The organism is Paraliobacillus salinarum, assembly GCF_014083865.1.
In the GTDB taxonomy this organism is placed as follows: Bacteria; Bacillota; Bacilli; order Bacillales; family Amphibacillaceae; genus Paraliobacillus; species Paraliobacillus salinarum.
Window position 1 is genome coordinate 96,314 of the sequence record NZ_JACEFA010000004.1, and the last position, 20,764, is coordinate 117,077.

The 20,764-nt window shown below is 35.4% G+C and carries 23 protein-coding genes; 10 read left to right on the forward strand and 13 right to left on the reverse strand.

The window, feature by feature from the left end:
* Position 1 precedes the first annotated feature (1 nt).
* On the forward strand, positions 2–202 hold the full coding sequence (locus HP569_RS14420) for a hypothetical protein (protein ID WP_182200240.1): 201 nt from the start codon (positions 2–4) through the stop codon (positions 200–202).
* A gap of 255 nt (positions 203–457) precedes the next feature.
* Here the strand turns inward: HP569_RS14420 and HP569_RS05925 are convergent, their stop codons facing one another.
* Complete coding sequence (locus tag HP569_RS05925) at positions 458–1,348, reverse strand: MurR/RpiR family transcriptional regulator (protein WP_182200241.1); 891 nt, start codon at positions 1,346–1,348, stop codon at positions 458–460.
* A gap of 163 nt (positions 1,349–1,511) precedes the next feature.
* On the opposite strand from HP569_RS05925, the gene HP569_RS05930 reads away from it, so the two are divergent.
* The 8 genes from HP569_RS05930 to HP569_RS05965 all read left to right on the forward strand — a co-directional run bounded on the left by HP569_RS05930 (position 1,512) and on the right by HP569_RS05965 (position 9,446).
* A complete protein-coding gene (locus HP569_RS05930; RefSeq protein ID WP_182200242.1) occupies positions 1,512–2,894 on the forward strand; it encodes a 6-phospho-beta-glucosidase in 1,383 nt (460 codons plus the stop codon).
* A gap of 236 nt (positions 2,895–3,130) precedes the next feature.
* On the forward strand, positions 3,131–5,056 hold the full coding sequence (locus HP569_RS05935) for a BglG family transcription antiterminator (protein ID WP_182200243.1): 1,926 nt from the start codon (positions 3,131–3,133) through the stop codon (positions 5,054–5,056).
* 326 nt (positions 5,057–5,382) lie between these two features.
* The gene (locus HP569_RS05940) at positions 5,383–5,706 is read left to right on the forward strand and encodes a PTS cellobiose transporter subunit IIB (protein ID WP_182200244.1); all 324 of its coding nucleotides are present in this window, start codon (positions 5,383–5,385) and stop codon (positions 5,704–5,706) included.
* Between the two features lie 76 nt (positions 5,707–5,782).
* The gene (locus HP569_RS05945) at positions 5,783–6,109 is read left to right on the forward strand and encodes a PTS cellobiose transporter subunit IIA (protein ID WP_182200245.1); all 327 of its coding nucleotides are present in this window, start codon (positions 5,783–5,785) and stop codon (positions 6,107–6,109) included.
* Between the two features lie 10 nt (positions 6,110–6,119).
* A complete protein-coding gene (locus HP569_RS05950; RefSeq protein ID WP_182200246.1) occupies positions 6,120–6,623 on the forward strand; it encodes a hypothetical protein in 504 nt (167 codons plus the stop codon).
* A gap of 21 nt (positions 6,624–6,644) precedes the next feature.
* Entirely contained in the window at positions 6,645–8,000 is a 1,356-nt protein-coding gene (gene celB / locus HP569_RS05955; RefSeq protein WP_182200247.1) for a PTS cellobiose transporter subunit IIC, read from the forward strand.
* 349 nt (positions 8,001–8,349) lie between these two features.
* A complete protein-coding gene (locus HP569_RS05960) occupies positions 8,350–8,787 on the forward strand; it encodes a VOC family protein (RefSeq protein WP_182200248.1) in 438 nt (145 codons plus the stop codon).
* Positions 8,788–9,014: 227 nt separating this feature from the next.
* Positions 9,015–9,446, forward strand: a complete 432-nt coding sequence (locus tag HP569_RS05965) for an alpha/beta hydrolase (RefSeq protein WP_246366947.1) — start codon at positions 9,015–9,017, stop codon at positions 9,444–9,446.
* Positions 9,447–9,650: 204 nt separating this feature from the next.
* Here the strand turns inward: HP569_RS05965 and HP569_RS05970 are convergent, their stop codons facing one another.
* From HP569_RS05970 to HP569_RS05980, 3 genes are read right to left on the reverse strand one after another with little or no spacing between them, the layout of a single operon-like run.
* Complete coding sequence (locus HP569_RS05970) at positions 9,651–10,250, reverse strand: PepSY domain-containing protein (RefSeq protein ID WP_182200249.1); 600 nt, start codon at positions 10,248–10,250, stop codon at positions 9,651–9,653.
* Positions 10,243–11,613, reverse strand: a complete 1,371-nt coding sequence (locus HP569_RS05975; RefSeq protein ID WP_182200250.1) for a sensor histidine kinase — start codon at positions 11,611–11,613, stop codon at positions 10,243–10,245. Before HP569_RS05975 ends, HP569_RS05970 begins: the two co-directional genes overlap by 8 nt.
* Positions 11,610–12,290, reverse strand: a complete 681-nt coding sequence (locus tag HP569_RS05980; protein WP_182200251.1) for a response regulator transcription factor — start codon at positions 12,288–12,290, stop codon at positions 11,610–11,612. The genes HP569_RS05975 and HP569_RS05980 overlap by 4 nt, the downstream gene beginning before the upstream one ends.
* Positions 12,291–12,459: 169 nt before the next feature.
* On the opposite strand from HP569_RS05980, the gene HP569_RS05985 reads away from it, so the two are divergent.
* Positions 12,460–13,365: a hypothetical protein gene (locus HP569_RS05985; RefSeq protein WP_182200252.1), complete on the forward strand. Its 906-nt coding sequence runs from the start codon at positions 12,460–12,462 to the stop codon at positions 13,363–13,365.
* Between the two features lie 100 nt (positions 13,366–13,465).
* Here HP569_RS05985 and HP569_RS05990 read toward each other — a convergent pair whose 3' ends face one another.
* From HP569_RS05990 to HP569_RS06030, 9 genes are all read right to left on the reverse strand, one after another.
* A complete protein-coding gene (locus tag HP569_RS05990) occupies positions 13,466–14,482 on the reverse strand; it encodes an oxidoreductase (protein ID WP_182200253.1) in 1,017 nt (338 codons plus the stop codon).
* A 191-nt stretch (positions 14,483–14,673) separates the two neighbouring features.
* A complete protein-coding gene (locus tag HP569_RS05995; RefSeq protein ID WP_182200254.1) occupies positions 14,674–15,990 on the reverse strand; it encodes a 6-phospho-beta-glucosidase in 1,317 nt (438 codons plus the stop codon).
* A 40-nt stretch (positions 15,991–16,030) separates the two neighbouring features.
* Positions 16,031–16,936: an ROK family protein gene (locus HP569_RS06000; RefSeq protein ID WP_182200255.1), complete on the reverse strand. Its 906-nt coding sequence runs from the start codon at positions 16,934–16,936 to the stop codon at positions 16,031–16,033.
* A 79-nt stretch (positions 16,937–17,015) separates the two neighbouring features.
* Positions 17,016–17,333 (reverse strand): PTS sugar transporter subunit IIA, encoded by a 318-nt coding sequence (locus tag HP569_RS06005; RefSeq protein WP_182200256.1) that lies wholly within the window; start codon positions 17,331–17,333, stop codon positions 17,016–17,018.
* A gap of 93 nt (positions 17,334–17,426) precedes the next feature.
* A complete protein-coding gene (locus HP569_RS06010) occupies positions 17,427–17,744 on the reverse strand; it encodes a PTS sugar transporter subunit IIB (protein ID WP_343051106.1) in 318 nt (105 codons plus the stop codon).
* Between the two features lie 322 nt (positions 17,745–18,066).
* On the reverse strand, positions 18,067–18,498 hold the full coding sequence (locus tag HP569_RS06015) for a DUF3284 domain-containing protein (protein WP_182200257.1): 432 nt from the start codon (positions 18,496–18,498) through the stop codon (positions 18,067–18,069).
* A gap of 9 nt (positions 18,499–18,507) precedes the next feature.
* Entirely contained in the window at positions 18,508–18,678 is a 171-nt protein-coding gene (locus HP569_RS06020; RefSeq protein WP_182200258.1) for a hypothetical protein, read from the reverse strand.
* 14 nt (positions 18,679–18,692) lie between these two features.
* Complete coding sequence (locus tag HP569_RS06025) at positions 18,693–18,917, reverse strand: hypothetical protein (protein WP_182200259.1); 225 nt, start codon at positions 18,915–18,917, stop codon at positions 18,693–18,695.
* A gap of 77 nt (positions 18,918–18,994) precedes the next feature.
* The gene (locus HP569_RS06030) at positions 18,995–20,440 is read right to left on the reverse strand and encodes a PTS sugar transporter subunit IIC (RefSeq protein ID WP_182200260.1); all 1,446 of its coding nucleotides are present in this window, start codon (positions 20,438–20,440) and stop codon (positions 18,995–18,997) included.
* Positions 20,441–20,764: the final 324 nt, after the last annotated feature.

Sequence of the window (20,764 nt, forward strand, 5' to 3'; positions counted from 1 at the left end):
ATTGAACTCTACAGTTGTAGCAGGTCTATTATTACTTAGCCCTATTTCTACAGTTGCGATTATCGCCGTACTTCTATTCGGTGAAATTCCATCTACAATGCAAATCCTTGGTGTTGTTATTGTTCTTGGCGCCGTTGCTTACCAAAACAATCTCCATCGAGTCCTCATTGATAAGATGAAGGGATCAAAAGGTACAGCCTAATATAAACAAAACTTCTTTGTTCAGGAGAGAGTTTTCCTCCTCGCAAAAACAAGCCATTCTCGCGCTTTTTAGCTAGCGAGCGAGAAAAAACACTCTCAAGTGATTAAAATCGCTTGGGAGTGCGTTTTATTCCGGTTGTAGAGCAGGGTATGCAGATGGAACAGTGATGCAGTTAGAAAACACTTATCCATCTCTTGCTTAATAAATAATAATAACCCCATATGGACAGTAATACCTGACCATATGGGGTTATTATTATCTAGAAAGAGGCGATCCCTTCCCTTCTTCCATTACTTCATTAGAACTTTTACGGTGATCTGAATGCTCAGAAACACGAATTTTATTGGCTAAATTCTTTTCATAATCAACAGAAAAAACACTTGCATAAAGGACGTCTAATAAGTAAGTGATTGAATTACTCGAAGTAAAGCTGCCTATTTTTGAATATAACTTTTCCCGTGTAGTTATTCTAAACACATAATCTGCATGTCTGCTTAATGTATTTTCCCCTATACTTGTTAGTGCAATGATCGGAGTATTTTGTTTCCTTAACACTGGTAACACGCCGGTTACGTCATTTGTCTCTCCCGTATAGGAAATGACGATTGCGCATGTATCAGCATCACAATTCATCGCCTCATCATATGCATCTCCAACACATAAATTTATCTGCTTACCAATCTTAATCATCTTTGACTTAAAATCATAGCAAAGAAGTAAATTATTATACTGCGAAAAAATCTTAATCTGTGACGATCGGTTAAGGAGTGCTGATACTTGCTGTAATTCATTATGGTCGATTAAGGACAATGTATCACTAATCGTTATTTGATTTAATGTCGCCATTTTACTAGCAACAGTCATCACATTATCATTTGCATCAAACGGATAATTAGCATCAATATCTTGAAAGTGACTATTCAAATAATCAATTTCTTCTAGGAAAATATTTTTCATTTCAATCCAGCCGCTATACCCTAACTTTTTAGCAATACGAATCAAAGTAGATGGATGCGTGTACGTACTTTCTGCTATTTGCTTGGCTGTTTGATCCTCAATATTTTCCCGCTGCTCAAACATATATTTTATAATTTCTGCCTCTGCTTGAGAGAATAGATCTTGCTTCATTTTCTCGGTTAATAACATCACGATCACCCCATTATTCTTACTATATCATATTTATCGTAAATGATATTTACAAAATGAGTGATTTTTTGTAAATGTATTGTGAACGGTGTTGGAGATATTCTATATAACCTTGTTTCCGCTTACAGATTTCATATAATAAAAGAAAAAGGAGGAATCATACATGTCAAAAGGTTTAAAGATTGTAACTATTGGTGGCGGTAGCAGTTATACCCCCGAATTAGTGGAAGGCTTTATTAACAGATATGAGGAACTACCTATTAAAGAAATGTGGCTTGTTGATATAGAAGAAGGTAAAGATAAAGTAAATATAGTAGCTGAAATGGCTCAACGGATGTGGGATAATTCCCCGTATGATGTAAAAGTGCATACAACATTAAATCGAAAGGAAGCATTAAAAGGTGCTGATTTCGTTACAACACAATTCAGAGTCGGGTTATTAAATGCTCGCGTGAAGGATGAAAGAATTCCGTTATCTTATGGAATGGTTGGCCAAGAAACCAATGGAGCTGGCGGAATTTTCAAAGCATTCCGTACCATCCCAATTATATTAGACATTGTGGAAGACATGAAAAAGCTTTGTCCAGATGCATGGTTAGTTAACTTCACTAACCCAGCCGGAATGGTAACTGATGCAGTCATTCGTTATGGTAAATGGGATAAAGTAATTGGGTTATGTAATGTTCCAGTCGGTGCGATGATGGCTGAACCGAAGCTACTTGATAAAACAGCAGATGAACTAATTTATTCATTTGCAGGGTTAAATCACTTCCATTGGCATCGTGTGCATGACTTGAAAGGAAATGATGTAACGTCAGATATTATTGATAAAATGTATGACAATGATTCTGGGATTCCAGCGAATATTCATGACATTCCATTCTTAAAGGAACAATTAAAGCAAATGAACATGATTCCTTGTGGTTATCACCGTTATTATTATCGTTATGAAGAAATGTTAGATAATCTGTTAAAAGACTACAACGACCCGACAAAAGGCACACGTGCACAAATAGTAAAGCAAACAGAGGCTGAATTGTTTGAGCTATATAAAGATCCAAACTTAAATTATAAGCCACAACAATTAGCTGAACGTGGCGGCGCCTACTATTCAGAAGCAGCTTGCGAAACGATCGCTTCGATCTACGCAAACAAAAACACACATATCGTCGTATCCACAAAAAATAACGGTGCAGTACCAGACCTAGCGCCTGATGATGTAATTGAGGTTTCGGCTTATGTTGGTGCATCTGGCGCTAAACCAATTGCCTTTGGTTCATTCCAACCTGCTGAAAGAGGTTGGCTACAATTAATGAAGAATATGGAATTATGTGTAGAAGAAGCTGCGGTTACAGGTGATTATGGCACAGCTTTACAAGCATTTATTATGAACCCACTCATTCCAAGCGGCGAAACAGCACAACGAGTATTAGACGAACTGTTAATTGCTCATAAAGACCACTTACCACAGTTTGCAGAGAAAATTGCGGAACTCGAGAAATCCGGTATTACAGTAAAGGATGAAGTGGCTAGAGAGTTGAAGTGAACAATATAAATGACGATCATTTAATCAAAACCAACAAACATCCGTTGGTTTTGATTAATTTTTTTAAAAGTTTTCTATCTTATTTAGACCTCAGGCATATCTTAATCAACTATTCTCATAACTTATTTTTTTCTTGCATATTAGTATATATATCAAATTATTTTTAAAGGACACTTTTTTTACGCAAAAATAATGATAACGTTTACATCTTATTTATTTATAAGGGGAGCCAATCAATGAATACTCGCCTCAAACAAATTTTACAAAAGTTACTAAACCTTAATGATTCGCAAACGAGTACAACGCTTGCTAGAGCATTGCAAGTTAGTCCGAAAACCATTCGCAATGATATAAAGAAATTAGGCACTCTACTAAACAATGACATCGCATATATTGAATCGATTCGAGGAAAAGGCTATTCTCTTCATATTACGAATGAAGAGAAATTTAAGAATTTCCTGCAACAGAATGTTGATGATAGCAATAACATTGTTTCAACAGAACATAATGACCGTGTACAATACTTAATAAAAAGGCTATTGTTACATTCCTCTTATATTAAGATAGACCAACTTGCTGAGGAATTATTTATTAGTCGAACAACCTTACAAACAGACTTAAAAAAGGTACGGACTATTTTCTGCGATTTTGACTTATCACTCATACATAAACCAAATTATGGTGTAAAAGTCGTTGGTGAAGAAATGAAGATTCGCTTCTGTATTTCCGAAAACCTTTTTAATCAACAGTATCAAGAATTAGATGAAACAATTAGTGGATTAGAGATCCTCCCCCAGAGTGAGGTTAAGGTAATTCGACATAGCATTCTCAATAAATTAAAAAAGTACAAATTAATCATCAGTGATATAAGTTTACTTAATCTAATAACCCATATATCTATTGCCTGTAATCGAATAAGAAATAACCAAGCAGTAAAAATATATCAAGACGAACTAACAAAAATCACAAATAATATCGAATATACCATTGCACAAGAAATTGTAATAGAAATCGAACAGAAGTTGCATGTCTCTTTTTCCACAAATGAGATAGCCTATTTAGCAATTCATTTACAAGGGTCTAAGAAAACACATTCCGAGTCCGATATCGAAACTGCAGAAATTGTTTTAGAGCAAGACATACAACAGTTGGCAAAACAAGTAGTTAATGAGATTGATCGTGTATATTCTCTAAATATTTCTGATGATAAAGAATTATTATTAGCATTAAGCTTACATTTAAAACCTGCAATCAATAGATATATGTATCAAATGAATCTAAGAAATCCTCTGTTAGAAGAAATAAAAAGTAAATACCCCTTCTCATTTGAGGTCGCACTTACAGGTGCAGAGGTTATAAATAATAAATTAGACATATCGATTGACGAAAATGAAATAGGATACATGGCTCTCCACCTTGAAACAGCAATGGAGAGACAAAGAAAAAATAATAACCATAAAAAACGTTGCTTGCTAGTCTGTGCAACTGGTTTAGGAACCGCACAGTTGCTATCAATAAAATTAGAAAATGAATTTAGTCATGAGCTCAAAATAATCGGTACTACAGAATACTATAATTTAACTAAACAACCACTGGACAACATTGACTTGATTATAAGTACAATTCCTATTCAAGAAGACTTAGATATTCCGATCATTGAAGTTAGTACAATACTTCGGAGTCAAGATGTTAACAAAATCAAAAAATTAATTCACAACGATTTTGAAGTTATGAATCATTATATGCGCGAAAAATTCACATACTTAAAACAAGAGATAAACTCCATGGAAGAAGCAATTGAATTTTTAGGACAAAACTTAATTAAGGCAAACATGGTAGAAGATAATTTTATTAACTCTGTTCTTGAACGAGAAAGATATTCCCCTACTAGCTTTGGGAATCTAGTTGCTTTTCCGCACGCTATGGAACCACAGACTAACGAAACCTTTTGGTCCATTCTTACGTTAAGTAATCCCATTCAATGGGGAGATAACCCAGTACAAATTATATATTTACTAAATATAAGCAAACATAATAAAATGGATGATTTAAAACCAATGTATGACGTTCTAATGAAGTTGTTCGAGAATCATACCTTATTACAAAATTTACTTCAATGTGAAACTTATGATACTTTTAGAAAAACAATAGCAAAATACTAAAAACAATCTAATGTAGACTAAATAGGTCTACATTCTTTTTTACTGTCAACTTTTTACCGTTGACAACGGTAAAAGATCATCTACAAATGATAGCGCTTTCGTTTTATGATATAAACATAAAGATAAATCACTCCTATTATCTTTATAAAAAGCATTTTTTAAAATCAACATGTTTGGTACTAAGTGGTATAAAGGAGGTGAAATCATCTCACATCACCAATCACCATAAGCCAGTCATAAAAAACAAAAGCAACAATAAATTTATGATTAGTTCACAATAGTACAACATTTGGCTGAAATAATTTTTCTGAATGGAGGAGTATTAGATGAAAAAAGTATTAATTATTTGTGCAGCTGGTATGTCTTCTTCTTTAATGGCAAAGAAAGTGACAGAATTTCTCAAAGAAAGAGGACACGACATTGAAGTAGAAGCTGTATCTGTTAATGAGGGTGGCGAAAAAATTAAGCAAGATCTTTTTAATCTATACCTAGTTAGCCCTCAAACAAAAATGTATTATAAACAACTAAAACAAGCAGGTGATCGTTTCGAAAAGCCAGTTGTTAATATACCACCACAAGCATATGCACCTATTCCTATGGGGATAGAAAAGTTAGGTAAATTAATCCTACAAGAACTGCCAAACAATTAAAACTTGAAGTGATTGCTTTTCTTTATAAAAATAACTCCAATTATAAAACCTAACTTTAAATGAGAGGAAGACATCGATGGAACAAGAACAAATTGAAAGTGTTGCTTTCAAAATCATAATGCATAGTGGCGAAGCGAGAACAATTATACATGAAGCATTTCAAGAAATGAAGGACGGAGAATTTGAATCCTCTAGCAACAAGTTGAATCAAGCAAAAGATGCATTATTATTAGCACACAAAGCACAAACGAAATTGCTTCAGCGTTATTCGTCTGGCGAGGAAATTAAAATAGATATCATTATGGTTCATGCTCAAGATCATCTAATGAATACGATGACTTTGAGAGATATAGCGTTAGAAATGTTAACTTTGCATAAAAAAACACAAAAGCTGATCAAATGAGGGATGTCTTATGAAAAAAATCGAAAAAGAGAGCGTAGAAGATAACAGAAGGAAATTAGCAATAAAATCAATGTATTATAATCGATATTTACTTGTAAGATACGTTTCTGCATTATTCTTTTTCACAAATTTATACTGGTTAATTTCCTTATCAATGAGTAGTTCGAACATGTACATTCTTCCTTTAGCATTGATGATTATTATATTATTTAGTGTTGCTGAACAAGTAAAAATATTTAGTAAGCATACAAATAATCCAAAACTTACTAAATACTGCTTTATGGCTATATTCTTCACAAATATTCTTTTAATAATTTCAACTTGTTTCTCACCTATTTTCACTAAGTTATATCCATTTCTCACTAATCAAGTTAAGTCTCAATTCATGGTTTTAACTGTTTTGTCTTTGGGATTACTGTTAAGCACCCTCATTCTTTTGCGTTTATACAAGATTAAACAGAATACAGATAAGCACTTTACACGCATTAAAGCGTATGAAGAAGCTATAAATTAATCATAGAAAAGGGGTATTTCAATGGAATCGGAAAATAGAGCATTCGGTTTGTTAGAAAAGTATCTGATGGGTCCTATGAGTGTCGTTGCTTCTTGGCGTTTTGTACGTGCAATTATGGGGGCTGGGGTAGCCTCAATACCATTCATTATTGTTGGTTCGATGTTCTTAGTGTTAAATGTGTTACCACAAGCTATGCCATTTTTGCAAGATTTTTTTGAGGGTACCTTCTTTAAGTTTAGTGATTTGTATATGTTGGCTAATAAAGCAACCATGGGCATACTAGCTTTATATTTTGGGCTTGTGATAGGCTATGAATATACTAAAATATTTGCAGAAGAAGAGGAATTAAACCTCTCTCCATTAAATGGTGCATTACTATCAATGTTTGCTTTCTTTATGACTATTCCTCAACTAGTTATAGAAAATGGGAGCATGTCTTTATTTGAGAAATCAGGTGATGGTACAGCAATTATCTCTGGATGGGAGGTTGCTGGAGACGGATTAAGTCGTTTAGGAGCTACAGGAATATTTTCTGCGATTATCATGGGGATTATTGCTGTTCAACTATATAGACTTTGCGTAAAACGAAATTGGCTTGTAAAAATGCCTGATACAGTACCTGATGGTGTTTCTAGAGCATTTACAGCATTAGTACCAGCATTTGTCGTCGCTATTGTTGTTCTACTAATCAATGGTGTACTTGTAATGGTGGGTACTGACATATTTAAACTGGTTGCTATTCCTTTTGGATTTGTTGTTAATCTTACTGATAGCTGGATTGGCCTTATGATTATTTACTTTTTAATTCATGCACTGTGGATCGTGGGAATCCACGGAGCCAATATTATGGGTGGATTTCTATTACCTATCGCTCTGACAAACATGCAACATAATATCGATGGAGCAAACATACCATTTGCTGGCGAGTTTCAAAATGCATTCGTTGTTATGGGTGGTTCTGGAGCAACATTAGGTTTGTGTATCTTCATTGCATTTCTAGCTAAATCAAAACAATTAAATGTTTTAGGAAAAGCAGCACTCGCACCCGGTATATTCAACATTAATGAACCGATAATTTTTGGTCTACCAGTCGTCTACAACCCATATCTTGCAGTGCCCTTCTTTTTAGCACCAATGGTTTCAGCAACTATAGGGTATTGGGCTATCAAACTACACATTGTTCAACCAGTTATTGCACAAGTACCTTGGCCAACACCAATAGGAATAGGAGCATTTATTAGTACAGGTGGATATTTCATGGCGCCAGTTGTTGCATTAATTTGTGGTTTAGCAGCATTTCTAGTTTGGCTACCATTTATTAAAATGTACGATAGTAAATTAGTAAAGCAAGAACAAGGCGGACCAGCAGTACTTTAAGCTTTCCAATAAAGAAAAACAGTTCACAAATAAAGATGCTATTCTTTCAGACAGAATAGCATCTTTATTTGTCAACTTTTCTTATTCTCTGGTCTGGTTTCAAAGTAGATGGTATGAAACAGATACTATGACAGAGAAAGTATCTGTTTTACCAAAAATCTATATTTACAACCAATTATTTGGGTTAATTTCTATAATTTATATAAAATTTTGATATAATTAAGTAAATAAGCTAGATTAAAATAATACCCAAACAGTACATGTCATAAAAGATCAATGATTTAAGTAATCGATAAGAACTCTTTGGTGATACGTTTTTTAGAACTTCAAAACATAGGAGGTATGAGATATGAAGGTCCACAAAATAGATCATGTCGGTGTAATCGTAAATGACCTGCCTACCGCTAAAGACTTTTTTATTGACCTTGGTCTTGAAGTATTAGGGGAAGCGGAAGTAGAAGGAGAATGGGTAGAACGGATAATTGGGCTTAGTGACGTTAAAGAGACAGTTGTAATGTTAGGGACGCCAGACGGCGAAGCAACTATAGAGCTAGTCAAATTCCATATGCCATTAGATAAAAAAGGGATTAAGGAATCGTTTGCAAATACATTAGGTATCCGGCATATTGCATTTTCTGTTGAAGATATTGAAGAAATTGTTACCAAGTTGAAAATGAAAGGCGCGGAACTTTTTGGTGAAATACAAAATTACAAAAACACTTATAAGTTATGCTATATTCGTGGGCCAGAAGGGATTATTTTAGAGTTGGCAGAGAAAATCAAATAAATGTTGAAGAGACTTTAATAAACAAACGTAGGAAGAATCTACTTATTGTACAATTAACATTCATATCCCTATTTCTTAATAGAATCTGATTAAGGAGGTTATCATTTGAAGAAACAAGTGTTGTTCATTCACAGTGCAGGACCCCAGGGAAGGAATCAAGGAAGTAGTCACTTAATCGCCTACTTACAAAAAAAATTGGTTCGAATTTTCATTTTAATTCTCCAACCATGCCAGTTCCTGAAAATCCAAATTACGCTCAGTGGAAGGACATACTAAAAGAAGAACTTTCTAATTTGGACGATAACTCTATTCTGATCGGCCATTCACTAGGTGGATCTGTCCTTTTAAAATACCTTTCTGAGGAAAATTGTGAGCCATCTATCTCAAGCTTGTTTATAATGGGAGCACCATACTGGGGCTTGGATGAAGATTGGCCATCTAAAGAATTTCAACTATCCGATGATTTCGCTTCAAGACTGCCTGAAATCTCACAAATCCATCTATATCAAAGCCGCAATGATGAAATAGTCCCTTTTGTTCATTTTGAGTGCTATGCCTATAAACTTCCACACGCGAAGACTAAAATTCTTGAAAACAGCGGGCATTTATTCCAGCAGGATCTGCCTGAACTCGTTTATGATATCAAGTCATCTAAGTAAGGGGGTAAATGTGTTGGCGTTAGATCTGTAAGACGAGTCTACGCCGTATGGCCATCATTGAAATCATGTATTAGGTAGTCTCTTCCGTCTAACGCAACACTGTCATACCCTCTTCGAATAGATTTTCAATACATAATTGCAAACTGCTTTGAGCACCTTAAATACCATTCTTCGTTTTGATGAATTTTCGGATTTAACCTAATTCTATTCATCCGCTTCTTCGGTATAAAAATACAAAACTTTACCTGTAACTGCATCCACTTCAGCTTCTACTTCTCCTCCGTCAACCAGTTCAATTTTCACTTCATAGATATATCGACCGTCATCTTCATCAAGCTCAGATTCTATATTTAACTGCTTATCATTATCATCCATACGTTCTAATACGATATCACTCGCTTCGACAGCTGTGATTAATCCATCGTTTTCGTCCAAAGGTTCTTGAACTCCAGGTTGCTTCTCATCCTTTGGCTGGTCAGCTGTTTGTTCCTCTTTTTTATCTTCAGTCTGGTTTTGTTCATCAGCTTTACCTGATTGGACAACCTTTTCCAATGCATCAATGTTAATAATTGCACCATCCACATCATCCACTTTAACTTCATAGACCCGCCCATCCTTATCAAGCTTAACAATATAATAGCCAGACTCTTTGATCGTATCTTCAACCGTCCCACCATAGAGGTCCTGCGCACGTTGACTGGCTGTCTCTGCTGATAGTGATTCTGTCTGAAATGGCCAAAAGTAAACAGCAATAATCATGACAAGAACACTCACTATTGAAATAATACTGATACGCTTAATCATTAGTTTCGCTCCTCCTTTCTATTCCTTCTATAGGAAAATCTACAATGAATTTAGTTCCTTGTGGCTCGTTCGCTTGTACCTGAATGGTTCCACCGTGTGATTTAGCAATCTCATAAGCGAGCGCCAAACCAAGCCCTGATCCACCTTTATTACGACTACGAGATTTATCAACACGAAAGAAGCGATCAAAAACATGCTCCCATTCTGCTGGATCAATACCTGGTCCGTGATCTGAAACAGTCAGCTTGATATTTGATTTGTTTTTCTCTAATGAAACAATTATTGGCGCTTCACCATATTTAACAGCATTATCAAGCAGGATAAACAGTAACTGTTGATACTTTTCTGCATCAATTAATACTGTTAATTCTGGACCATTTACAGACATTTCATCATTGGTTATCTGCTGCATTCGTTGGACAGCCTGCCTGCTTAACTGTGTAATATTATGTTGTTCTAAATCTAAAGCCCCTTGCTGATCTTCACGAGCTAAATCTAATAACTGTTTTACTAAATGCTGCATCCGAATCGTTTCAGAATGAATAGCTTCGATCGCTTCATCTCGTACAGAAGGGTCACTCTTTCCCCACCGAGACAATACGCTAGCATAGCTATTAATAACAGTTAGTGGTGTTTTAAGCTCATGAGAAGCATCCGAAACAAATTGCTGTTGACGAGAAAAATTACCTTCCAAGCGATCAATCATTCGATTAAACGTTCGAGTTAGCAAGCTTAATTCGTCATTCGTGCGGCTTTTTTGAGAAATGGTTTGAAAACTACCGCTTCTCTCCATATCATCCATCGTTGTGATCAATGCTCCAATTGGGTTAGTAATTAATCTTGCTAGTAAACGAGCACCAAATACAACTGGAAGCAAAATAAATAGTGCAGAGACAAACAGAACCCCTCGTAATACCCCTAATGTCTCTTCTTCTTGGACCAAACTTTCCGTAATCTCTAACGTTACTACTTGTCCATCACCCCAAATAAATGGATAGAAGACTGAGGCTGTTCTTCCAATGGAGGTCTTTCGTATAGCAGTTTGGTGATTTTCAGAATAAACAGGATCTACTTCACGCAGCTCTGGGAGGCGCGTGCCTATCGAAAGTACTTTTTCATCTGAGGAAATAACTCGTATCATTCCATTTGTAGGGGTGGATGCTTTAATTAATTGTGCGGTGGACTCCCCGCTGTCACTTTTCTGTAAAGCTTGTAAAATATCCTCGGATTGGTTATCTAACCGGTCTGTCACAGTTTTCACTAATAAATGATCTGATGCAAAGTAAATACCAATATGTGCAGCTAACAGAACGACAACAAGTAAGCCTGTGGTTAACAGTTGAATCCTTGTCTTTAACTTCATGTTATCTCACGCAATACGTAGCCGACGCCCCGAACCGTTTGAATTAAGGTTGCTTTAGAATTTCGGTCAATTTTTTGTCGTAAATAACGTATATATACATCCACAACATTCGTCTCTCCCACATAATCAAAGCCCCACACATTTTGTAATAGTTGATCACGGGTTAAGACGATATCTTTATTACGCAATAAGTAAATTAATAGATCAAATTCTCTTGGTGTTAATTCTATTAGATGACCTGCTCTTGTTACTTGTCTCGTTTGCAAATTTGCAAATAGATCTGCCACTGTAAAAACTTCAGATTCAACTGCTTTATCACGTTGGCGCAAGCAAACACGCACTCGAGCTAACAGTTCTTCCATGTCAAAAGGTTTCGTCACATAGTCATTCGCTCCTTGATCTAGTCCCGATACTTTATCTAATACCGCATCACGAGCTGTTAACATAATGACAGGGGTTGAATCACCGCTTGTTCTCAAACGACGTAAGATATCCATACCACTACGTTCTGGAAGCATCACATCTAGCAAAAGTAAATCCCAAGACTCACTTTCTGCCCGCATTAGCCCTTCATCACCTGTCTTAGCAGTTACCGCTTCATATCCTTCATGCTTCAATTCTAATGCTAATACACGTGCGATAGATGTTTCATCTTCCACAATCAATATCCGTGTCATTCTGCTTCCCCTCTCTCATTACGCCTAAATATTCTACTTATATTATAGCATTACACACTAATTAATTTACCGTTTCCACATATTCTAATCAAATTCTAATTTTCTTCTAAAGATGTTCTTATTTTTGAAGGATACAATGAAATTAACAAATTAAACAAGGAGGCAAACAATGAAAACTTTACTATTAACTACAATGGCTGGTGCATTATTATTCACAGGAGGATTTGCTGGAGCTGAGAATGTTGATGCAACAAACACAACAGACCAACTAAAACTACAAACAAATATTTTAAACAACTTAGAGCAATACACAGAATACGAGGTACTCGATGATCAAATTGACGATCTAGAAGATTACAACGTACAAATCGTGGAAGACAACCAAGGAAAACGTGTGATTATGTTAACGAATAATAATCAACAATTCAAAAGTATCTTTATTAAAGAAACAAACAGATTGAAAATCATTGATTTCGGCAAAGGACCAATTTTTAATCAAGTGATCACAGGTACAGATTTTCCAGAAGTAGATGATGATGACAACGAATCAGAAGAAGAAGAAGAAAATGAATCAACTGTAGATGTTGATGATTTTATCGAGTTTGACACATTAGAAGAAAAAATCAATGCAGATGATGATCATGCGCAAATCGTTGAAGATAACGAAAGCAAACGCGTGATGCTTGTAAGCAACGAAGATAATCAGAAGCAATATAAGAGCATTTTCGTGAAAGATACAAACAGACTAAAAATTATTGACTTAAAAGGCGGAGAAGTTTTTAATCAAATCATTCAAGCAGAACAACCAGAGTCTGATGATGATGAAAATGAATCAGAGGAAAACGAATCAGCTACCGACGTTGATGATTTTATCGAATTTGACATATTAGAAGAACAAGTCAATGCAGATGATGATAGTGCACGTATCGTTGAAGACAATCCGCACAAACGTGTGATGTTCGTAAGCAGTGAAGATAGCCATAAACAATACAAAAGCATTTTTGTAAAAGATACAAATAGATTAAAGATTATTGACTTACAAGGCGGACAAATATTCAACGAGATTATTAAGTAGATAGGACGAAAAGAGGTAAGGCCAGACTAGGCTTTACCTCTTTTTTTATCCAAATCTCACAGCTGACTTTTGCGTTGCTACACAAGCATTAGGCAGTCATTCACCTTAATGACGCTACACCTTTTTCCAGCATCTCCATCTGCAGTAATGTCTCTTCGTCAGTAATCGTCTTTTCTTTTCCATTTATAATAGCTTGGTACAAGTCATCGTAAATTCTTCCGTAGTCACCATCGACTGATTTAACGGTTTCCTCATGCATTGTACCTTCTGCATCGATATAGGTCAGGACGCCATAATGCTCTAACGTATCTACACCAAAGTCTTCATTATCAGGCATGTAAAATTGCTTTAAATGCTCTTCCTGACGATCCTTTGTTTGTTTTACAAAATGGCCTTTCTTTCCGTAAACGATAAAACTAGGTCTTTCTTTGATTCTAAAATAACTCGACTTCACCGATATTTTTAAACGACCATAATATAAATCCAGATCAAAATAGTCATTCATTCTGCCTTGTCCCAATAATTGCCGTACATCATAATGCACATGATCTGGCTTACCAAAGTAACTAATAACCTGGTCTAACGTATGGCAACCATGTCCATACAAAAAGGAGGAGTCAGAATCAAACGCATGCACCGATTCAGGTATATGCGGACGATAGTAGTCAAAGTGCATTTCAATTTCTAATAATTCGCCGAGTTTGCCGTTTTCAATAACCTTTTGAACGGTTAGAAAATCACTGTCGAACCTTCTATTCTGATAAGCTTGAACGATTAATGCTTTACTTTCGGCTAATGCAAATATTTCTTTTGCTTGTTCTGAGGTTTCCATAAATGGCTTTTCAACTAAGCAATGTTTATTATGCTCTAATACTTTTTTCGCGTATGCATAATGACTATCATGTTTCGTGCAAATCACAATCAACTGGATGTCTTTATCCTGCAACAATTCATCTAAATCAGCTGTATAATGAACACCTGAAATCTTCTCCCACTGATCACGTTCAGGGCTTCTTCGATAAATTGTTTTCACCTTAATATTCTCTCGTTGCAAGGCGAAAGGCAGATGATATCTATTTGTGCTTTTACCATTCCCAATATAACCAATCGTTAGCATGTGATCCTCCCTTTATGAAGAAAATTAGTCGTTAATATTTGTTCCTTTGTCTGTATTATACCACGTACAAATAATTATTTAGTTAACTACTAACACGCACTACCAAGATTTAATGTATAACAAAAAAACTGCCACTCATCCTATTCACAAGGAATAGACAAGCAACAGCTTCATATTAATTATTCATTTTATTATTTAAAAAATAGTGGTAAATGTTCTTTATGCGCCTCTAACATTTCATCTACAATTGCTTTTGCTGTAGTATCAGATGCAACTAACGGATTAATCGTTAATGCTAATATAGCTAAATCACGATCTCCTGTTACAGCAGCCTCAGACGCAACACGTTCAAATGATTTGATCTGTTGAACGAGACCGCGTACAGGTACAGGTAAGTCACCCATCGCGATTGGTTTCGGTCCTTCTTTTGTGATCACACAGCTAATTTCAACAGCGGAGTCATTAGGGATGCTCGCAATTGCACCATTATTTCTTGTATTAACTGGTTGAATATCTCTTTTGTCATTATAAATACTAGCGATCAACCGAACGGCCGCGTCAGAATAATATGCACCGCCACGTTGCTCTAATTGTGGTGGTTTAATGTCTAGATTAGGATCTTTATATAGTTCAAATAAATCTTTTTCTAGCTTATAAACGGTTTCTGCGCGTGTTCCTACTGTATCTGCTTCTTCTTTCACTTTTTCAAAAGCTTCACGCGTTTTATAGTAATAATTATGATAGTAAGATGGGATTGCCTTCAAAGATCTCAATAGTTCTGGCTCCCACTCCATACCTTGTATATTCTTCACGTTACCTTCTTCGTCTAGAGAAGTTAAGTTTTCAATTAATTCATCCATTACGCTAATGCCATCTAATTTAATATCTAGGCCGTAAACCATGTGATTTAATCCACCAAAATCAATTCGGACTCTAGAGTGGTCAACATCCATTAGCTTGGCAGCTGCACGCTCCATACCGATTGGTACATTACATAAGCCAACAACTTTATCAATATTAGAATATCTTAATACAGCTTCTGTTACCATTCCAGCTGGGTTTGTAAAGTTAATTAACCATGCATTCGGACAAAGCTCTTCCATCTCTTTACAGATGTCCAAAATAACCGGGATCGTGCGCAATCCTTTAAACAAGCCACCGGGTCCATTTGTTTCTTGACCTAAGACACCGTATTTTAACGGAATACGTTCATCTTTTCCACGTGCTTCCAATAAACCTACTCGAAGCTGTGTCGTAACAAAATCAGCATCTTTTAACGCTTCTCTACGATTTAGCGTTAAATGAACATCAATCGGTAAGCCTGCTTTTTTGATCATACGTTTTGCAAGATTACCTACAATTTCTAATTTTTCTTGACCTGCTTCAATATCAACTAACCAAATTTCTGATATTGGTAGCTCATCATAACTTTTGATAAACCCTTCAATTAATTCTGGTGTGTAGCTAGAACCGCCGCCAATTGTTGCAATTTTTATGCCTTTATTCACAAGATAGCCCTCCTAATAATATAAAAAATTATCTATTTATTTAAAATGCCGGATTATCTTTTTTGGCGGTTTGCATTTTCTTAAAATGATAATAAGCGCCAAGCATGCCTGCATCATTGTGATACTTACATGGTACAACCGGTATTTCAAACTCATGCCAGTAGTGATATTGTTTCAACTGTCTATTAATTGTTTCAAATAAGTAGGATTGTGCACTAACTCCCCCACCAATTAAAATTTTCTCCGGATTCAATGTTACACAGAGGTTAAAAATCCCTCTTGAGATATGTCCAACCCAATCATCAATCATTTTCTTTACATGCGGGTCGTTTAATGCAGCTTCAAAAATAGCTGTACCTTCCACATTTTCATCCGTTTGCATATAGCGCTTATAATCTGTAACTAGATTAGAGAAGCCCGCCGTCTGGTGCATATTTTTCTGTTCACCAGAAGTAAGATCTGTAATCATCATGCCATATTCACCGGCCCTGAGGTTAGAACCACGATAGATATCTCCATTTAAATAGATACAGCCACCTATACCTGTTCCAACTGTCATACAGATAAAACTTTCGCATCCTTGTGCGTTGCCTGAATTCCCCTCTGCTAAGGCAGCACAATTACCATCATTTTCTGTCTCTACTGGTAAGGAAAATTCTGTTTCTAGTAGATCTTTAATATTCTTTCCATCTAATGCGGTGATTGCTCCTGCACGTTCGGAATAACCAGTATGAACATCTATGTATCCAGGCATACTGATTGCTATACCACGAACATCAGAGCTAGCTTGATAAGTGCGAACGGTTGCAAATAAGTCAGTTAAAAATCGATCAAGATCTTTTCTCTCTGTCTTATAAGCACCTGTCGTTATTATTTCGCCATTTGAATTAATCAATCCGTGCTTTATTTTCGTACCCCCGAAATCAAAAGCTATTACATTGCTCATCTAATCACTCACAATCTAATAAAAAGGATCATTACTTCAATGATCGTAATGATCCAATTTATAATCGGAATTTATCTATTTAAGAACCAAATCGTTTATACATTTCAATCATTTCTTTTACTAACTCTTTGATTGTTTCTGTATTCATCAATTGGTCTTCAGCGTGCATTAGGAACAGAGAAAAAGATAGTTCCTCACCTGCAGCCTCTTTTTGGATTAATGAAGCATGTGCTTTATGCCCTTCAACAAAGAATGCTTGAGACTCATTTAATTTTTCTTCTGCTTGGTCGAAGTCTCCATTTTTAGCTGCATAAAGAGCTTCCATTACTAAACTTTTTGCTGATCCAACATTACTAATAATTTGAAACGGAATCATTTCTATATTTTCTTCAGTCATTTTCATTACACCTTTCAGTAACAACTTAAATATGTTTTATTTAAGCTTAATTTTCAAATTTTGATTTTCCCTATAGTGAATCGTATTATCTATTTATTTGTTTTCAATCATTTCTAAAGCAGTAGCTAGTACTTTTTCGCCATTCATCGTTCCATAATCTTGCATATTAATTGCGTCTACAGGAATACCTTTACCACTTAGTTCTTTTTCATATTGAGCTTTCATATAACGAACTTGTGGTCCTAGTAATAGTACATCTACATCTTTCTTTGCAAAAGCTTGGTTAGATTCTGAAGCTGAAACCGCAAAGATATCTGCTTCTAAACCTTGTGCTTCTGCTGCCTTTTGCATTTTTGATACTAATAAACTTGTACTCATTCCTGCTGAACAAACTAACATAATTGTTTTCATTGAAATTCTCCTCCAATTTTTGTGCCCTAAAAGATTTGGGTTTTTTTATATTTTTTATTGAAAACATTCTTACGGTTGAGCATATAAGCCTTCTCCTTTTAAATGATTTCAATCATTAGATAATAAACTTTTATCCTTATATTTAATCCGAGCAAACATCTCTTTAAAAGATGCGATACGTGTTTATCCTTCTCGATAAAAGTTAGTTAAGCCAAAAGATTTGCTTTTTTCGGATGTAGCTTCAAATTCACAATACTTTTCCTCTCTAGTCATTTTTATAACAATGGAGAGATTTAACAGATAGCCTTTTTCATTTCACTAACTATCCTGCAATTTTTTTTGCATAATCCTCTTCAATTAATTGAAGCATTTGTTTAAAACGCTTCTTCTTCATTGGGGACCAAACAATACCAATCAATGTATCATTCATACTTTGCATAAAACCGAATGATTCCATTTTCTCATGGTAATGCAATTCACAGTTTTCACTGTCTATAGAACGAATCTGATAGGATACTAAAAAGTCATTTTTATTGTTCGTTGTCCTATACTGATAAGATTCATTTTCCATCGCTTCTTCAATTTTAATGGTTGCATGGGAATGCTTTGAAAAAGTTTTCGTGTATTCGAATCCTTTCAACTGTTTAATGGTCAATTTTTTGTCTGTTTGTGCTTCTATATCGGCCAAAACAGATTTTATAATTGTCTCATATAAAAATTCGGCTGGAACTTTCATTTGTTTGACTATTTCCATTGGATTCACCTAATCTTTTTTCGTTTTTTTCTTATCCCTAATAATAAAATAAATTCCGACTGCAATTAGGAAGATAGCAGTAGTTAAATTAAAAATATTATATGTCCCTGTTTTTGCATTAGCACTTACTACAAATAATAGAAAGCCTAAACTAAGTAGAACCAATCCCGATTTACTCATTTTAATCACCCTTTTTATTCAACAGGGGAAACACGGAAGAACAGAACAGTTCCCCAAGGTTCACTTTTAATCACTTTTTTTGCTAGTTTTGATGCACTTTCTAAATCTTCCATATTCGTTTCAAAATAAAGGTTAATTCCCTTCTTTTCTTTATAGGAAAATTCAACACCATCTTCATTATAGTTGTTTAATAGATCAATAACCTTATCCTGGTGCACTGCTGAAGTAATTTCGATCAATTTTAAATCTCCTTTCTATTAATTATAAGAAGGATAAGCCACTTCACATTACGGAAGCGGCCTCCTTCAGTTAAGCATTATCCTTGTATTGAGTTGTCATCACTTTGTGATTCTACTACTGGATCATCCTTAGTTAAATCCGGATCTAACTTGTTCGCTGCGATAACAAATGGAAGCCAAATTGCGAATGACGCTAGCATACCTATCAATGTAACGATTGGTGCACGCCAGTCTGCCCCTGTTGCTAAGAACGATAGTAAGAATGGAGGAGTTACCCATACCACTTGCTGTGAAACTGGATCAACTAATCCCCAAATTGTTGCAAAATAACCAATTGAAACGGATACTACTGGTGAAAGCAAGAACGGTATGAACATGATTGGGTTTAATACGATTGGTAAACCAAACATGATCGGTTCGTTAATGTTAAAGATACCAGGACCTACTGAAAGGTTAGCGATCGTACGGTAATCTTTACGTTTAGAGAACAATAGAATAGCTATAATTAGGATAATAGTACCACCTGATCCGCCATACCAAGCATACGCATCAAATGAACCACGTACCCACATATAACCTTGTTCAATTACTAAATCAGTTCCACCTTGTTGGAACAAGTTCACGTTTTCTAATTGCGCAACCCCGAATACACCTTCCAAAATTGGAGCAAGTACGTTCGGACCATGGATTCCAAAGAACCAGAATAGTTGTACGAATAGAGCAACTAAGATAACTGCTCCAAAACCTTGAGACAAGCCTAGAAGTGGTACAGCTACAGTTTCCTGCAACCACTGTAAGAATGTCATACCAGGATTAATCTTAGAGAATACATAATAGAATAGACCAACAACATACAATGCAACAGTCGCAGGAATAATCGCTGCAAATGCTTTAGAAATAGCTGGCGGAACAGAATCCGGCAACTTGATTGTGATATCTCTTAACATTAATTTAACATAAATCATCGTAGCAACAAAGCCAACGATCATTGCAGTAAAGAATAAGTTAGCATCTAAGTTATTTAATGGAATCCAGCCCCAACCTGCTGCTGTGATTCCTTCAGTAGTCGCTGCCCAACCAGCATTATTAATTTGTTCTACTGTATCTGGATTTAAATTTAAACCTGTGATTGAACCAGAGAATGAGAATGTAATACCAGCAACTGAAGCCGCTGTAGAAACAATCCCACCAGATAATTCGTTTACGCCATATACTCTAGAAAGATTGTAACCCCAAGAAAATACGAAAATTAGACCGGCAATTGCAAGTGTTCCACTCCAAACGAAGCCGTTAATTGCAATTATATCTCTAATTATCGGGATTTCTCCCCCATTATAACCTTCAAAAAATTGTGGTGGTAAGTCACGTAAAAGTGCGTTAAGCATAACTGCTACAGAACCAGCCATTGTTGCTGGGATTGTTCCGACAAAAGCATCCCTTAGTGCTACTAAGTGCTTTTCTCCCCCAATTTTACCTGCAATAGGTAGGAAATACTTCTCTAGCCAAGTAATTAAAAACTTCATTAACAATACCCTCCCTTTACGGAATAATAAAATAAGATAAATACTAACACGATGTCACTTCTTGGAGTATCTTGTTTTGCCTAGCCCTTTCTATATTCTCTACATCACTCCTTTCAAGCCTGAATAACTAAAGGCTTAAATAGTCTTACTTGCTTGTAGTACCGCTTTTGTCAATCTATTAACTATTAACTATTTACTACTAACACGAACTGACAAAAGAAGTCTATAAAACATGTATTGTTAACAACAGATAGAACAATGTACTTTATAAACATTCTCTTGTTCTATCTGTCGACTCAACCATTTTTTGGTAATCGTTTTTAG

Bases quoted from the DNA above. Each gene is read 5' to 3' on its own strand.
- HP569_RS05925 (WP_182200241.1), bottom strand. From the start codon at position 1,348: ATGTTATTAACCGAGAAAATGAAGCAAGATCTATTCTCTCAAGCAGAG.
- HP569_RS05930 (WP_182200242.1), top strand. From the start codon at position 1,512: ATGTCAAAAGGTTTAAAGATTGTAACTATTGGTGGCGGTAGCAGTTAT.
- HP569_RS05935 (WP_182200243.1), top strand. From the start codon at position 3,131: ATGAATACTCGCCTCAAACAAATTTTACAAAAGTTACTAAACCTTAAT.
- HP569_RS05940 (WP_182200244.1), top strand. From the start codon at position 5,383: ATGAAAAAAGTATTAATTATTTGTGCAGCTGGTATGTCTTCTTCTTTA.
- HP569_RS05945 (WP_182200245.1), top strand. From the start codon at position 5,783: ATGGAACAAGAACAAATTGAAAGTGTTGCTTTCAAAATCATAATGCAT.
- HP569_RS05950 (WP_182200246.1), top strand. From the start codon at position 6,120: ATGAAAAAAATCGAAAAAGAGAGCGTAGAAGATAACAGAAGGAAATTA.
- celB (WP_182200247.1), top strand. From the start codon at position 6,645: ATGGAATCGGAAAATAGAGCATTCGGTTTGTTAGAAAAGTATCTGATG.
- HP569_RS05960 (WP_182200248.1), top strand. From the start codon at position 8,350: ATGAAGGTCCACAAAATAGATCATGTCGGTGTAATCGTAAATGACCTG.
- HP569_RS05965 (WP_246366947.1), top strand. From the start codon at position 9,015: ATGCCAGTTCCTGAAAATCCAAATTACGCTCAGTGGAAGGACATACTA.
- HP569_RS05970 (WP_182200249.1), bottom strand. From the start codon at position 10,250: ATGATTAAGCGTATCAGTATTATTTCAATAGTGAGTGTTCTTGTCATG.
- HP569_RS05975 (WP_182200250.1), bottom strand. From the start codon at position 11,613: ATGAAGTTAAAGACAAGGATTCAACTGTTAACCACAGGCTTACTTGTT.
- HP569_RS05980 (WP_182200251.1), bottom strand. From the start codon at position 12,290: ATGACACGGATATTGATTGTGGAAGATGAAACATCTATCGCACGTGTA.
- HP569_RS05985 (WP_182200252.1), top strand. From the start codon at position 12,460: ATGAAAACTTTACTATTAACTACAATGGCTGGTGCATTATTATTCACA.
- HP569_RS05990 (WP_182200253.1), bottom strand. From the start codon at position 14,482: ATGCTAACGATTGGTTATATTGGGAATGGTAAAAGCACAAATAGATAT.
- HP569_RS06000 (WP_182200255.1), bottom strand. From the start codon at position 16,936: ATGAGCAATGTAATAGCTTTTGATTTCGGGGGTACGAAAATAAAGCAC.
- HP569_RS06005 (WP_182200256.1), bottom strand. From the start codon at position 17,333: ATGACTGAAGAAAATATAGAAATGATTCCGTTTCAAATTATTAGTAAT.
- HP569_RS06010 (WP_343051106.1), bottom strand. From the start codon at position 17,744: ATGAAAACAATTATGTTAGTTTGTTCAGCAGGAATGAGTACAAGTTTA.
- HP569_RS06015 (WP_182200257.1), bottom strand. From the start codon at position 18,498: ATGGAAATAGTCAAACAAATGAAAGTTCCAGCCGAATTTTTATATGAG.
- HP569_RS06020 (WP_182200258.1), bottom strand. From the start codon at position 18,678: ATGAGTAAATCGGGATTGGTTCTACTTAGTTTAGGCTTTCTATTATTT.
- HP569_RS06030 (WP_182200260.1), bottom strand. From the start codon at position 20,440: ATGAAGTTTTTAATTACTTGGCTAGAGAAGTATTTCCTACCTATTGCA.